At 65.5% G+C, this 14892-nt stretch carries 7 protein-coding genes and 1 tRNA gene; 3 read left to right on the top strand and 5 right to left on the bottom strand.

Going from position 1 to position 14892, the window contains the following annotated elements:
* Positions 1–234: 234 nt before the first annotated feature.
* From IPV69_RS22935 to IPV69_RS22925, 3 genes are all read left to right on the top strand, one after another.
* Positions 235–960: a sigma-70 family RNA polymerase sigma factor gene (locus IPV69_RS22935; protein ID WP_206292058.1), complete on the top strand. Its 726-nt coding sequence runs from the start codon at positions 235–237 to the stop codon at positions 958–960.
* A gap of 839 nt (positions 961–1799) precedes the next feature.
* On the top strand, positions 1800–5507 hold the full coding sequence (locus tag IPV69_RS22930) for a DUF1553 domain-containing protein (protein ID WP_206292057.1): 3708 nt from the start codon (positions 1800–1802) through the stop codon (positions 5505–5507).
* A 247-nt stretch (positions 5508–5754) separates the two neighbouring features.
* Positions 5755–7029, top strand: a complete 1275-nt coding sequence (locus IPV69_RS22925; RefSeq protein WP_206292056.1) for a DUF1501 domain-containing protein — start codon at positions 5755–5757, stop codon at positions 7027–7029.
* Positions 7030–7277: 248 nt separating this feature from the next.
* On the opposite strand, the gene IPV69_RS22920 is transcribed toward IPV69_RS22925, so the two are convergent.
* The 5 genes from IPV69_RS22920 to IPV69_RS22900 all read right to left on the bottom strand — a co-directional run bounded on the left by IPV69_RS22920 (position 7278) and on the right by IPV69_RS22900 (position 14845).
* Positions 7278–9893, bottom strand: coding sequence for a M56 family metallopeptidase (locus tag IPV69_RS22920; protein WP_206292055.1), 2616 nt, complete (start codon positions 9891–9893; stop codon positions 7278–7280).
* Positions 9890–10336, bottom strand: coding sequence for a BlaI/MecI/CopY family transcriptional regulator (locus IPV69_RS22915; protein WP_206292054.1), 447 nt, complete (start codon positions 10334–10336; stop codon positions 9890–9892). The genes IPV69_RS22920 and IPV69_RS22915 overlap by 4 nt, the downstream gene beginning before the upstream one ends.
* Before the next feature lie 203 nt (positions 10337–10539).
* Positions 10540–10611, bottom strand: a tRNA-Glu gene (locus IPV69_RS22910).
* Positions 10612–10764: 153 nt separating this feature from the next.
* On the bottom strand, positions 10765–13263 hold the full coding sequence (locus IPV69_RS22905; protein ID WP_206292053.1) for a metallophosphoesterase: 2499 nt from the start codon (positions 13261–13263) through the stop codon (positions 10765–10767).
* 85 nt (positions 13264–13348) lie between these two features.
* Positions 13349–14845 (bottom strand): DUF1501 domain-containing protein, encoded by a 1497-nt coding sequence (locus IPV69_RS22900; protein WP_206292052.1) that lies wholly within the window; start codon positions 14843–14845, stop codon positions 13349–13351.
* Positions 14846–14892 lie beyond the last annotated feature (47 nt).

The raw sequence follows: 14892 nt of genomic DNA, 5'->3' as shown, positions 1-14892 counted from the left end.
AAATCACCCCGGCGGACTCTGTTGCCAGAATCCGCCGGGGGTCGCAGGGGAGCAGAACACAGGTTCTTCAGTGTCTTCATCAGGAGATTCGAAGTCAGTCGACGAATCTGGCTTTCCGACCGCGATCTTTCCGCAAACGGCTTTCCGCGGGACTGACGGCCGACGACTGGCGATGACGGTTGGCATTTAGAAGCTCTTCCGGACTTTGAGGGTTGCCATGATAGACTCGCCTCCATGAGCGAGTTTCAGCTTTTCCCCACCACGCACTGGTCCCTGGTCGCTCGTGCCGGCGAGGATCCTTCCGTCGCCCAGCGCGATGCCCTGGGCGATTTGCTTCGCAAGTATCTGCCGGCGTTTCGGACTTACGTCATCAGCAAGTACCGCATCGACCGCGACCGGGCCGACGACCTGGTCAGCGGGTTTGTCGCAAGCCGGGTGGTTGAGAAAAACCTGATCGGCAAGGCCGAGCTCGGCCGGGGCAAGTTCCGAAACTTCCTGATGACGGCGCTGGAACGCTATTCGATCGACCAGTTCCGGGAGGAATCGGCGCAAAAGCGCGGCGGCGACCGGTCGGGGGAAGACATCTCCGAACACGCCGACCGCCTGGGCGATGGCGAAGCCGACCCGTCGGCCGAGTTTGATGCCGGCTGGGCACGGCAGGTTGTGCGGCAGGCGATCGATCGCATGCGCGACGCGACGGCCACCACCCGGCCCGATCTCTGGGGTGTGTTCGACGACCGCGTCATCGGCCCGGCGTTCGACGGCGACACCCCCACCGCGTACGACGACCTCATCCGCAGGTTGGGGTTCAAGGACGAGGGACAAGCCGCCAATGCCCTTCAGACGGCCAAGCGTATCTTTTCCCGAATCCTGCGGGGCGTCGTCGCCGAGTATGCCATGACCGCCGACGAAGTGGACGAAGAGGTGGGCGTGCTGCTGAGTGCGCTTGGCGGGCGGTAAGTCGAGATCGCCAGAGGCAGTGCTCGCTGCCCCCGCCAGAAAAGCGTTGCACAGAACGGCCGACGCCTTAAAATATACCAAACTTCTGAAGTCGCAGCGCGGTCTGCCGGGTCGCGCCCGTAATCGCCGCGCACAGGCCCCAGGACTTATCTGGGTGGCGTCGGCAACGACGGCCGAATAACGCTGGGTTCGTTTGGCGTTTTGGATTGGCGGGATTAGAGGCGTGCGCCGACGGTTTCACCAAGGCGCAGAGCACGATGTTTGCAGACGGTTAGCCGCGCCGCGAAGTGGAGCGCTCGTGCGCCGGGTTCGTTCGGCGGATGCCGTATCGGGTCTGCGGTACGCTGCCGGCTCGGGTGTTTCGTTATAGCTGGGGTCAGAATCCGGGCCCTCGCTCCTACGCTCCGAATTGAACGCGGGACGTCTCGGGTTCGTTTGGCCAAAATGTAGGGTCGCTCGTTGGATGTCGGGTTCGGTTGGCGGTTAAGCAAGCGAATGTTGCCTGCCGGTCAAGCCACAGGTTCGAGGTCCGATCTCGGGTTCGTTTGGCAGGAACGATTGACGCGTGACTCGACGTCTGAGGTGATTGGAGCAGCGTTGTGAAATTGGCGTGCGAGCTGGTGCCACGGGTCGCCGGTACTCTGGAGACCCGTGAGATCGGCACAGCTCGCGCACGGGTCTGCGGGGTACCCGACCCGTGGCACCCGTGGTACCCGTCACACTGCCGCGCGGGTAAAGACCGACAACGAACGCCGAAATGGCTTCCCAAAACAGACCGCGGGAACGACAATTGCCGGTCCAACGAACGACATGCGTACTGGGTACTTTTTCCTGATCCCATGAGACTTACATCCCTCGCCATCCACGTCGTCGCGGTCGCCGCTCTGTTCGGCGGGCAGTCCTTTGCCGCTCCGGTCGCCCGCTGGGAGTTCGGACAGGAGGAGACCACCAAGCTGACCGCCGTCGGCGGCGTCCATCGTGACGTCCCGGGTCGCCGGCCGCCGGAGTTCCCCGATGCCGACGCGAACAACCTCGCCGTCAAGTTCGACGGTGGCGGCGCGCGGTTCGTCATGGAAGATCCGGGTGCCAACAGCCCGTTCGATTTCACCAACGGCGACGCGATCACCATCGAAGCCTGGGTCAAGCTCGACGACTTCAAGGCCGGCGAGAACTTCTACATCATCGGTAAGGGTCGAACCGGCGCCGCCAACTTCCCCCGCGACAACCAGAACTGGGCCATGCGCATCCGCGAGAGCGGCGGCAAGGCCTGCATCAACTTCCTGTTCGCGTCCAAGCCGGCAGCCGGCGTCGCCAAGTCGGATGCCCACTGGCACCGCTGGACGAGCAACACCGGGTTCTCGCGGAATACCGGCTGGCATCATGTCGCGGTGTCGTACAAGTTCGGCGAACCCAAGACCATCAAGGGCTGGATCGACGGCAACGCGCTGCCCGGCAAATGGGACATGGGCGGCGAAACGACCGATGCCCCCGTCGTGGATGAAGACGCAATCTGGATCGGCGCTTCGCAGGGCGGCACGGCCAACAGCTTCCGCGGCCTGCTCGACGGCATCGCGATCCATCGCGAAGTGCTCGCCGACTCGGTCATGAAGTCGCGCTTCAAGCGCGTCGGCGGCGAAGTGGTTGCCAAGCCGGCACCGGAAATCATGCCCGAGGTCGGTCCGATCCCCGCCGGCAAGGTGCTGGCGACCTTCCACGAAGGGCTCGCCGCGCATAACCGCTGGCTGAACGTCGACGAGAAAGTCCCGCCCGAAACTGCCCGTTGGGCTGCCAACGAAACGCTGCTCCACCGGCTGCCGTTCCGATACGACGCCTGGGGCGTTCGCGACAGCTGGGACGCGCCGGTGCTGGCCCGCCTTGCGGCGGATGTCACGCTGACGCCCGGCGAGCGCAAGTTCGTCATTCGCACGCGCGGTTTGGCCCGGCTCTGGGTCAACGGGCAGGTTGTTGTCCGTAACAAGACGATTTCCGGCTCCACCGACGGGCACCAGCCGGTGAGCCCGATTCCGCAACCGCCGCTGCCGGGCGTGCGGGCGGTCGGCTACGAGATGCAGGAATCGTTCGGCGATGCCATCGTGCCGCCGGACGGTAAGTGCCGGATCATCTTGGAAACGATCGTCGGCGGGGAGAAGTTCCGTGCCGAGCCCGGCGAGGCGCTGGTCGCCGTGCTGTCTCCCGACGGCAAGGCGTACAGCCTGCTGTCGTCGTCGGCGGTCGATCAGTCGCCGATCCCGCTGACCGATGCCGCGGTGGAGGACCGATTGGCGGCTGCGGAGAAGTCGCTGGAAGTCGTCGATGAAGTCACCCGCTGCACTGCCGCAGCCACGATGGATGCCTTCTGGCAGAAGCGGCACGAGGCGGCGACGGCCTGGGCGAAGCAGAACCCCGGCCCCACGCCCGCCGCCGGCGGGCACCCGATCGACGGGTTCATCAAGGCCAAGATCGATCGCGCGATTGCCGAGTCGTCGGCGGTCACCCCGCAGACCAAGCAGTTCCACGCCGAGGTGCTGCCGCTGCTGAACGAGCAGTGCTTCCGCTGCCATGGCGAGAAGGAGAAAGGCGGCTTGCGGCTGAACACCCGCGAGGCGGCGCTCAAGGCCGGTGAATCGGAGAAGCCTGCGGTCGTGCCGGGTGACGTATCGGCGAGCGAATTGATCGCGCGCATCAAGAGCAAGGAAGAAGACGTCCGCATGCCCCCGCAGGGCAAGGGCCTGACCGAGAAGCAGGTCGCAACGCTGGAAGCCTGGATCAAGAACGGCGCCGCGTGGCCCGCCCCGCCGATCTCGCCGGAACAGGTGGCGGTTCCGCCGGTGGTGGACGATGCGGCGTTCCTTCGCCGGGCGTACTTCGACACGGTCGGCGTGCCGCCGACGGAAGCCGAGCTCCGGGCGTTCCTGACCGACGGATCTTCCGACAAACGAGCCAAGGCGATTGATAAGCTGCTCGCCGACCCGCGCTGGGCCGACCACTGGGTGAGCTACTGGCAGGACGTGCTGGCCGAAAACCCGAACATGCTCAAGCCGAGCCTGAACAACACCGGGCCTTTCCGGTGGTTTCTGCACGAGTCACTCACCGACAACAAACCGATGGACCGCATGGTGACGGAGCTGATCCTGCTCCGCGGCAGCGAGCGTGAAGGCGGCGCCGCCGGCTTCGGCCTGGCGGCCGACAACGATGCGCCATTCGCTGCCAAGGGGCACATCATCGGCGAGGCTTTCCTGGGCATCGAACTGCAGTGCGCCCGCTGCCACGATTCCCCCTACCACAGCACCAAGCAGCAGGACCTGTACGCTCTGGCGGCCATGTTCGAGCGCAAGACGGTGTCGGTCCCCAAGAGCAGCACCGTGCCGGCGGCATTCTTTGAAAAGAAAGCCCGCGAGTCGCTCATCAAGGTGACGCTCAAGCCGGGTGAACCGATCAAGCCGATCTGGCCGTTCGCCGCAGCCACCGGCCGGACCGACGACGAATCGCTCGACGCGATGATGATCAAGCCGACCGACACGCGCGAGCGGCTGGCGGCACTGATCACCACGCCGCAGAACAAGCGGTTCGCCCAGGTCATCGCCAACCGCATCTGGCGGAAGCTGATGGGCGCGGGCATCGTCGAGCCCGCCCACGATTGGGAAGGCCACGCCGCCAGCCATCCCGACATGCTCGAATGGCTCGCCCGCGAGTTCGTCGCCGGCGGTTACGACCTGCGGCAACTGCAGCGGACGATCATGACGTCGCAGGCGTATCAGCGGCAGTCGACCGGGCACAACCTGACAGCGGTCCCCGAGAAGCGATTCTTCAACGCCCCCGAGCGCCGACGGCTGACCGCCGAGCAGGTGGTCGATTCGCTGTTTGCCGTCAGCGGACAGCCGATCGAAACCGAGGAAATCACCTTCGACCCCGACGCCCGCCGGCCTGCGAACACGATGATCTCGCTCGGCTATCCGAAGCGGGCGTGGGAGTTCGCGAGCCTGTCGAACGAGCGTGATCGGCCGAGCCTGAGCCTGCCGCGGGCACAGGCGGTCACCGACGTGCTCGAAGCCTTCGGCTGGACCGGATCGCGGCAGAGCCCGCGGACCGATCGCGAGACCGATCCGAACGTCCTTCAGCCCGGCGTGCTGGCCAACAGCATCGTGTCGGTCTGGACGACGCGGGCCGCGATGGGCAGCGGCATCGCCGAGCTGGCGGTGAAGGCCGAATCGCCGGAGACGCTCGCCGAAGCGTTGTTCCTACGGGTGCTGGGTCGCCAGCCGACGGCGGCGGAGAAAGCGCCGCTGGTGGAAGCACTGTCGGAAGGATTCTCCACGCGATTGACGCCGGCGTCGGCGATCAAGATGCCCGAGCCCCCGCCGCCTCTGTCGCGGGTGACGTGGTCGAACCACCTGGTGTCGGAAGCCAATGTGATCAAGGTGGAGATGGAACAGCGTGCCCGCACCGGCCCGCCGGCCGACCCCCGGCTGCAGAAGCAGTGGCGTGAAACGTACGAAGACGTGGTCTGGACCCTGGTGAACAACCGGGAGTTTGTGTGGATGCCGTAGTCCTTGCTCCCTCTCCCCTGTAGTCGGGGGAGAGGGCTGGGGTGAGGGGCCGAACGTGAGGTGTCGCCGCCAGTCGAAGATCTACGGCGGATGAGAGTTGGAAGCTGAACGTTGAACGTTCATCCTCCAACTCTCAAAGTTCAAGAGCTTTACAACGGAACGACGCCCGACGTTCGGCCCCTCACCCTGACCCTCTCCCCCGAGTACAGGGGAGAGGGGATGAAGAAGCTTTTATCGAAGTGCAATCATGCTCAACCGCCGACAATTCCTCGCTTCCGCCGCCGCGGCTGCCGCGGCTTCAAAACTCAGCTTCGCCGCCGACTCTTCCGCCCCCCTGCTCAAGGGCAAGGCCGAGCACGTGATCTCGATCTGGCTCGGCGGTGGTATGTCGCAGATCGATACCTTCGATCCCAAGGCGCTCGGCGACCCGAAGAAGAAGGTCGCCGGCTCGTACTACCCGAGCATCAAGACCGCAGTGAAAGGCGTGGAGGTCTGTGAGCACCTTCCGAAGGTCGCGAAGCTGATGGACCGCGTGACGGCAGTTCGCACGATCAACCACGAGGTGATCGACGAGCACGCCGCCGCGACCAACCGCATGCACACCGGTCGCCCGGTGAGCGGGACGGTGGTCTATCCGTCGCTGGGGTCGATGATCGCGCACGAGCGTGGCGCGGCGGCGGACAGCGCGCCGCCTTACGTATTGATCGGGTACCCCAATGTCACCCGTGGCCCGGGCTTCCTCGGTGCCAGGGACAGCTACCTTTACCTGACCGACACCAGCCAGGGTCCTGCGGGCCTGTCGCGGCCGGAAGGCATTACCGCCGATCGCCAGGGTCGCCGCGAATCGTTGCTGGCGACGCTGCGCAAGAACCAGGGCGCTGCCAGCGACTCTCACCTGCGCGACTACGAAATGGCGATCGATCAGAGCCTGAAACTGAGCGGGCCGGAGTTCACCCGCGCGTTCCGCCTGGACGAGGAAAAGGCCGACCTCCGCGCCGGCTACGGCGGAGAATTCGGGCAGCGCTGCCTGCTGTCGCGCCGGTTGATCGAACGGGGCGTGCGGTTCATCGAAGTGTCGCACAACCTCAACTTCCTCAACGGCACCGGCTGGGACGTCCACAACGCCGGCATCCTGAAACAGCACGAGCTAATCAAGGACCTGGACGATGCGATGTCGGCACTCATGATCGACCTGGAGAGCCGCAAGCTCCTCGACAAGACGCTGATCGTCATCACCGGCGAGTTCGGTCGTCCGCCGCAGTTCGACAGTGGCGGCGGCCGCGGGCACCAGGGTTCGTGCTTCAGTTGCGTGCTCGCCGGCGGCGGCCTGAGACACACCGGTGCCTATGGCGAGACCGACGAGTTGTCGAAGAAGATCGTGAAAGACCCCGTCAGCGTGCCCGACTTCTTCGCCACCATCCACGCGGCGCTGGGGATCGATTACACCAAGAACCTGTACGACGGCGACCGCCCGGTGCCGATCACCGATCAGGGCAAGCCGATTGCGGCGTTGTTCGGGTGAACGAACCTGGCATGACTGCCAAGTGACGGCTTGCAGCACGGGTCGCCGGAGTGCCGGCGACCCGTGCCGCCTGTTCGCGGAACGTTTTCGGGGCGGAGTGCGCGCGAACGCAAGGGGTGCGTGACATGGCGTGTCTGATGCGACAGCCAGGCGACCGTGCGAACCATGATGGGTTTGCGTGGCGTTACGCCTCAACCCGAAGGTGCAATCTTCGACGGTCCCGTCGCCGCCGCCACCCCGTCTGTCACTTATCGCTCGCCCTTGCCGCCGATCCCCGTTTCGTACTGGAGGCGAGCCCGTTCGACCACCAGTTCGGCCAGTTGCACGTCGATGTCGGCGAGCTGCGCCGCGATCTTTTTTCGCGTGCTCTCGTCGGCACCCGTTGCCGCCGCCGTCGCCTTGGCTCGGGCCAGTTCGAGCTCCGCGCGTCGCAGATCGTAGCGCGTTCCGGTGGCAGTCTCGTAGCGGGTCCTGGCCTGGACGACGTTCAGTTCTGCCTGCTGGACGTCGATGTCCGACAGCTGCGCTTCACCGCGCCGGCGGGTTTGCTCGTCGGCGTCGAGCATCGACGCACGGACCCTGGCCCGAACGAGCTCGAGCTCGGCGGTCCTCACAACGAAGGTGTTCTCCGTCGCCCGCACCTTTGGCGCCTGCGCCGCCGCCGGTTCCAGCGCGACGCTGGTTTGCATCTGACCTTTCATCGCGTCGAGCTGGCCGCGGAGCGAGGCGGCCTGCTGTTTCAGCGCCACCAATTTGGGATGGCCTTCCAGGAGCGATTGCCGGGCCACCTCAATCTGCTGATCCAACTCCAAGAGCCGCCTGGCCGCTTCGCGCATCGCGACTTTGATCTCTTCGGTATCAACGAAACGGGGTGCCGGGACGACTGCCGCGGCAGGTGCGTGACCGATCGCGCGATCCGCCAGACGGCCCGAGGCGATCGTTACTTCGATCGACAACTCCGACCCGTCCTGCATCTGGATCGTCACGCTGCCGGCCTGGTTGTCGAGCACGGTCAATCTGGGAGCCGACAGGATGTTGTCGCCTTCGGTGATTTTGAAGGCCGCCGAGTATTGCTGCGGCTGGGTCTGCGGTAGCGCGACGATGGTCAGATCCACGGTCTGTTTGAGCTTGCCGCTGAGTTGCGACTGCCAGGGTTTGCCGGCCGTTCCCTTGAGGGTCGCCTGGAGCGTGGTGGTTGTTTTCGCGGCGTCGGTCTGCCTCAGAGCGATCTTTGCGGTGAACGGCTGGTCCGCGGCTTCGGCGGCCGGCGGGACCAGACGTTCGGTGACTTTTCCCCAGTGGTCGACTTTCGTCACCTTCGATGTCTTGCGGTCGACGCGGATGTTCAGCCCGCCGCGGCGTGCCTCGTCGATCGACTCGATCAGAACCCAGGTGCCGTCATCGTTGGTTTTCGGAGAGACGATGACGTGCGTAAAGCCCATCTCGGCGGCGAACTTGCCGATGGTCTCGTCGGCGAGATTTTTTTCCAGGTGGCTCATCGCGGACGAAAGGGCCGTGCGGACGTCCTCGGCCGACAGTGTCGGAGCCGAGCGCGAGTCGCCGGCCAAGTCGCAGGCGAGCTTCATCGCCCGGACCCGCAGCAAGACACTGGTCGCTTTGTCGGCGGCGACTCGGCGGATTTCGTTGGCGGTCTCGGCGCTGAAGTCGTGCCTGGTATCGGCGCCGGTCTTTTCCCAGAAGTCCGGGGCGGAAAGCATCGTCGCGGCGCCCGTCGCCGGTTTGGACGCAGCCGTGTCGTCGGCCGGCTTGGCTTCGTCGGCCGCCCGAACTGTCGTCGCGAGGATCGCCCCGCCGATGAGCAGTCCGGAGCCGAGCGTTCCGACCAGGGCCATTCGATTCATGCGGGTCATGGTGTTTCTCCTTTGCAGCAATCGGGTGATTCGTCGTTCCAGGCCGGGGCGTTCGTCGATCGCGCCCATGGCGCAGACGAATGGTTTCCAGTGGCGCGATTGGGCGAGCTCGGCGAGGTCCACAAGAACCTCGGCCAGCTTCAGCCCGTCTCCCTGCACGTTGAGGACGTAGTTGTCGCAGATGTCTTCGCGGAGGTCGGAGATGCGGCGATTGAGGCTGTGGATCAGCGGGCACCACCAGAACGCCGCGCCCGCCAGTCGCTGGAAGAGGCCGACCCAGAGGTCGCCATGCGCGATATGGGCCGTCTCGTGCAGCAGGACGGCTTCGAGTTTTTCGGTGTCGAGCCGTCGCGGCAGTTGCGCTGGAAGCACGACGATCGGCCGACGCAGGCCGATCACCATCGGCACGGGCAGTGCGTCCGAGACGAGCATCGCCGGCCGGCGCCGCAGCGCGAGCAGTTCGGCGGCGCGCCGCAGCAGTGCGGTCGCCGCCCGGTCTTCGCACGGACGCAGCGTCAGGATGAACCTCCGCAGGCGGACCACGCCCCAGCCGATCCGCCAAAGTGAGATCAGGGCGCCCAGGATCCAAACGGCGATCAGAGCGGTGGCGATAACGCGCGTCCATGGGATGGCCGGCATAGACGGAGCGACGGCAACCACTTTGGCCGAGACTGCCGGCGGAAGGGTCTCGCCGTCGAACGCCGCAGACGCAGGCAGATGCTCGGCGGCGTGGACGGCAGGCGCGACGTCGGGCGGTGTCACGCGAAGCCAGCCGAGCTTTGCCTGCTGCGAGATGACGGTCAGGAGCGGCGACAGCACCGCGATACCGAGCGACGAGAGCATGAGGCCGTAGCGCAGCGGCGCGGGACGTCGCCGGGTCAGCCAGGCAAGACCCAGCCCCAGCCCGCCGGCGACGATCACCGCCAGCGACAGGCTGACGGCAAATAGCGCCTGGTCGGTGGAAAGGAGTGCATCGGTGGTCGGCCAGCTCATGATTGGCCTCCCTTCGGCGGCGGTTGGCCCTTCGCGTCGTCGGTGGCGGACGACGATCTGGCTTTGGAGGCTTCATCGAGCAGGCGTCGAAGCTTGCCGATGTCAGCCCCGGAGAGTTCGTCGGATCCGAGGAGACTTTGGACCATTTGCACCGCCGAGCCGTCGAAAAACTCAGACAGGAATCCGGAGGCGAGTTTCGATTCGGCCTGGCTGCGCGGGATGGCGGCGGTATAGCGGTAGGAATTCCCGTCGGCCGTCCGACGCAGCCAGCCGCGCTTCTCAAGCCGGTCGACGAGGTTCAGGACGGTGGTCCGGGCGACCTCCCGCCGGCCGGCGGTCGCCTGCCAGATGTCGGTCACGCCAACCCCGGCGTCGCCGGCATCCCAGACGACGACCATGATCTCGTACTGGGCGGCGGTCAGCGTGCCCTGGGGATCGGGCATGGGAAAGCTCCTGGGAAAACGCGCGGGAACGAAAATCGACGACACTTGTCGTCGATGGCGGAAAGATAGGATCGACGACGACTGTCGTCAAGCGAAAAAATGTCGAGGACAGGTTTTGAATCGGCGAGGCTGCGGCCCCGCCGCGCAACGCAAGAAGCCACCGGGAGTTCCGGTGGCTTCCTGACGCTGCGATGATTCGCGGATGACCCCAACGGGAATCGAACCCGTGTCGCGGCCTTGAAAGGGCCGTGTCCTAACCGCTAGACGATGGGGCCATCAGGGTTTACGCCTGACCCTGTCAGTTGGACACCTGACGGGGCGGGAAACAATACGGCAAGAGGCGGGTTGAAGCAAGGGTGGCGACGGGCTCTTTCAAAAGTCGGATCGCATCAGCGTCGTTTGGCATGGCCGGCGGGCGTCGGCTGGCGTTAACGGGGATCGGCGGACGGGCGAGTGGACGAAGCAGAGGCCGGCGGATGCGACAGCAGGTGTGCCTGCTTTCCACGCTGGTCGACGCAGGCGGCTTCCATCGCCAATTCGCCGAACCGCAGGTGCGTAAAGCCGTGCATGCTTCGGGAGAAGGGGCCGCGGTCGTCGCGGCGCATCGCACGGATTTCCGCCCCGCCGCCGCCGCAAACCAGGAACTGCGTCGAGTACCCCGGGATCTCGAGGTGCTGCATGTCGTGGTCATGACCGGCGATATAGAAATCGACCTTTCCGCGTTGTAGAAGGTCGCCCCACTCCCGTTGGAGCAAGGCGCTGTCGCCGTGCATGCCGTTGCTGAACAGAGGATGGTGCGCCAGCGCGATCGTCCATCGGGCCGAGCGGGGCTGGCTCAGTTGATCGGCGAGCCATCGCTTCTGGGCCGCCCAGTCGGCCGGGGTAAGGTCGGAGTGGTTGCTGTCGAGCATCAGAGCCGTGACGAGCGGGCGATCGGGCGGAAGATCGACGCGATACCAGCGTGCGGGCATCTTCCATCGCGTCCCGGGGTGTTCGCGGGCGTACGCTAACTGGACACCGTCTTTGTGCCCCTCGTAGTCGTGATTGCCGAGGATGGCGTAGAACGGGATCGGCAGGTCTGACGTTCGGAAGCGCTTTTCGAACAGTACCTGCCACGCCGAATCGTTCGTGTCGCGCAGCGGGACGTAGAAGTTGTCACCGACGAACATCACCGCGTCGATCGGCGGGCGGTGCCAGACGCCGTACAGGCTCATAGTCGCGGCGACTTCGGCTTGCGCGATTGTTTCCTGGCCCCAGTCCCCCGTGACGAGCAGGTTGACCTGTCGTTCCTGCGGCGAGATGCGCCCGACGATGACGCCATCCGGCGGCGTTAGGATTTCCGGCGCGTACTCGCAGGCGTGCAGTGTTCGCACGCCCTGCTTGAAGGTCGCACGGACGACGAGCCCGGTCGGCAGTCCGGGGAGTGATTGCGAGTTGTCGCCGATCAGGAGCACGACCGTTCGAGGCTCGCGAACGAGGAGTTCTTCGAGCTGTTCGCGTTGCGAAAGAACCGGCGCCGACCGCCGCAGGCTATACGCCAGCGCGGGGTCGCCGGTGCCATAGAAGCAGTACTGTCGCGGCCCGAACTGGTCGGTCAGCAGGCGCGACATGCTCCGGGCGTTGATCGGTTGGAGCGTCGGCAGCCACAGACCGACCAACAGGGTGACCGCGACGCCGGAAGCGACAACGGTGCGATAGATGCCCGCGGCTGGCGTCGATCGAAGTCGCACGCGCAGCCAGAAAAGTGCCGCCACCAGCAGCACCAGTCCGCCGACTGCCGCGGCGTCTGCCCAGCCGAGGGTGCCGCGTTCGGTACTGGCTGCGAAAGGAATCGCGATTGCCCCGCCCAGGCAGGCGGCCGTTCCGACCGCGACTCGGCGGCAGTACCGCACGAGCCGGCTGGACATCGGCATTCGCAGCCAGCGATCGACCAGCCATCCGGTCAGAACCAGGATCGGTGGGAGCGCCGGAAGGAGAAACTGTCGCTGGTGTGTTCCGATCAGCAGCAGCGGAACCAGTGTCGCGCCGAGCCACCAGAAGACCCGCTGACTGCGGCGGTCGTACGGAAGTCGTGCGCCGGCAATGATCAATGCCAATAGCGCCAGCCCCGTCCACGGGGCGAGGCCTGCCACGAGCCAGGGCGCGTAGCTGTAAAGTGGTTCAGTAACGCCGGTGCCGTAGATCGCGCCACGCAGTTCGATGAACAGCGCATCGCTGCCGAGACGCTGAACGACGAAGATCAACCAGGGCAACATGACGGCGAGAGCTGTCAGCGGCGCGCCGCTGCGGACGAACCGCACCAGTGGCTGGGTGCTGCGGGACGCGCCGGCGATTCCGAGAAGAAACAGCACCGGGAAGACCGCCGGCAGCCCGTTGCTTAGCGCGGTAAGTCCGATCGCCAGCCCGGCGATGTGAAACAATCTGCGCGGCTTGCCGGCGGGGTTGTTCGGATCGCACGCGTTATGAATTGCGTACACCCCGAGCGTGACAAACAAAGCCGCCAGCATGTCCGGTTCGGCTAGTTGGGTGTGACGGGCGAAGAGCCAGGTTCCCAGTAGTCCGACGCCTGCCAGCCACCCGGCACGACGGCCGTACAGCCGTGTTGCGAATCGGCATGTAAGCAGCGCCGTCAGCCAACCGGCGATCGCGAACGGCAGCCGGCCGGCGAACTCGCGAACGCCGAAGATCTTGTAAGACCCGGCGGCCAACCAGTAGGCCAGCGGCGGTCCTTCGAGTCTTGCGCTGCCTTCGATACGGGGAATCATCCAGCGATCAAACCCGCCGCCGAGCATCTGACGCGCGGTATCGAGTACGGCGACTTCCTCCGGGCGATCGGCGGCGGAAAGGCCGGTGAACAGCAGGATGAGGACCAACGCACCCACCCAGAGCACGTCTTCGCGGAGCAGCAATCGTGTCAGACGTGCCATGGCGGAATGCTAACGGCGTGACGAATGCCGATCCATCGGCGTAATCGGCGGGCCGGACATTGGCAGTGTGATCACGCCAGTGCGGTTACGCCAGGATGTCACGCATCGGCGATCCGTAATCGATCTCCAGCCGTTTGCGGCCGGGGATGTTGAGCCGGCGGGTGTCGAGGCCGAGCTGATGCAGCACGGTGGCGTGAAGGTCGGTGACGTAGTGACGATGTTCGACGGCGTGGAAGCCGATCTCATCGGTCGCGCCATGGACGGTGCCGCCCTTCACGCCGCCGCCCGCCAGCCAGACGCTGAATCCGAAGGGATGGTGGTCGCGGCCGTTGCCGCCTTGCGCTCCGGGGGTTCGGCCGAACTCGGTGCCCCAGACGACCAGTGTCTCGTCGAGCAGGCCACGGCTTTTGAGGTCTTTCAGCAGGCCGGCGATCGGTTTGTCGGTCTGGGCGCAGAGGTTCGCGTGGCCGGTTTTGAGGTTGCTGTGCGCATCCCACGCACCCGCCCCGCCGTTGCTGCCGTGATAGACCTGCACGAAGCGCACGCCACGCTCGGCCAAGCGACGCGCGGCGAGACAGAGTTCGCCGAAGGGCCGCGTGGTGCCGTTGTCCAGGCCGTAGAGTTCTCGCGTTGCGGCGCTTTCATCACTGAAGCGCATCGATTCGGGGACGGCCGCCTGCATGCGGAACGCGAGTTCGTACGACTTGATACGAGCCCGCAACGCGTCGTCGGCCGGGTATTCGACGGCGGCGTAGCCGTTGAGCTCGCGAAGCAGGTCGAACTGCGCTTCCTGCTCTTCGCGGTACACGCCGACCGGCGGCGCGGCGAAAGGGATCGGGTTCTTCGGGTCGGCGTTCAGACGAATACCGCGATGCTCGGGGCCCAGGTAATCGGAGCCGTGTCCGTTCTGTCCGCCGCAGCAGTCGGCCAGCGGTGTACCGAGGACGACGAACCGCGGCAGGTTCTCGTTCTCGCTGCCGAGCCCGTAATGCACCCACGAGCCGATCGTGGGGAAAGGCCCTTCGAGCGAATGCCGGCCGGTGTGAAACTGAAGCTGCCCGCCGTGGTTGTCGTTGGTGGTCCACATCGACCGCACGACCGCGATGTCATCGATGCAGTCGCCGACGTGGGGGAACCAGTCGCTGACTTCGATACCCGACTGGCCGCGCTTTTTGTAGCCGATCTGCAGCGGGTAGAGCGTCGGCCGGATGTGGCCGTTGGCATCGTTCTGAACGGCGATGCGGACGTTCCTGGTTAGCGGGCTTTCGAGCACCGCTTTGTGCGGCGTATCCTTCACTTCCTTGCCGGCGTATTTGTTGAGCTCGGGCTTGGGGTCGAAGCTTTCCAGGTGCGACACCCCGCCCACCATGAACAACCAGATGACGCGCTTGGCCCGCGGCGCGAAGTGTGGCAGCCCGGCGGTGATGGCGGACTTGACGTTGTCCGCGGCCGCCGGCGTCGCCGCGCCGGCTACGCCGTCGCAATGCAGCAGATCCGCCAGCGCAATACCGGTCGCGCCCATGCCGAGATTGGCGAGCAGGGTTCGGCGCGGGAATCGGCGGCAGGAGGGGTCGTGGGCCATGATGGTTGTATCGTGGGCAAGAGCGCTTGCCCGTCGGTTACACTGGC

Source organism: Humisphaera borealis (assembly GCF_015169395.1).
Classification (GTDB): Bacteria; Planctomycetota; Phycisphaerae; order Tepidisphaerales; family Tepidisphaeraceae; genus Humisphaera; species Humisphaera borealis.
Note: the sequence above shows the minus strand (reverse complement) of the source record. Positions and strands in the feature narration are given on the sequence as shown.

What these genes read in the sequence shown, in the direction of transcription:
- IPV69_RS22935 (WP_206292058.1), top strand. Translation starts at nt 235, where the DNA reads ATGAGCGAGTTTCAGCTTTTCCCCACCACGCACTGGTCCCTGGTCGCT.
- IPV69_RS22930 (WP_206292057.1), top strand. Translation starts at nt 1,800, where the DNA reads ATGAGACTTACATCCCTCGCCATCCACGTCGTCGCGGTCGCCGCTCTG.
- IPV69_RS22925 (WP_206292056.1), top strand. Translation starts at nt 5,755, where the DNA reads ATGCTCAACCGCCGACAATTCCTCGCTTCCGCCGCCGCGGCTGCCGCG.
- IPV69_RS22920 (WP_206292055.1), bottom strand. Translation starts at nt 9,893, where the DNA reads ATGAGCTGGCCGACCACCGATGCACTCCTTTCCACCGACCAGGCGCTA.
- IPV69_RS22915 (WP_206292054.1), bottom strand. Translation starts at nt 10,336, where the DNA reads ATGCCCGATCCCCAGGGCACGCTGACCGCCGCCCAGTACGAGATCATG.
- IPV69_RS22905 (WP_206292053.1), bottom strand. Translation starts at nt 13,263, where the DNA reads ATGGCACGTCTGACACGATTGCTGCTCCGCGAAGACGTGCTCTGGGTG.
- IPV69_RS22900 (WP_206292052.1), bottom strand. Translation starts at nt 14,845, where the DNA reads ATGGCCCACGACCCCTCCTGCCGCCGATTCCCGCGCCGAACCCTGCTC.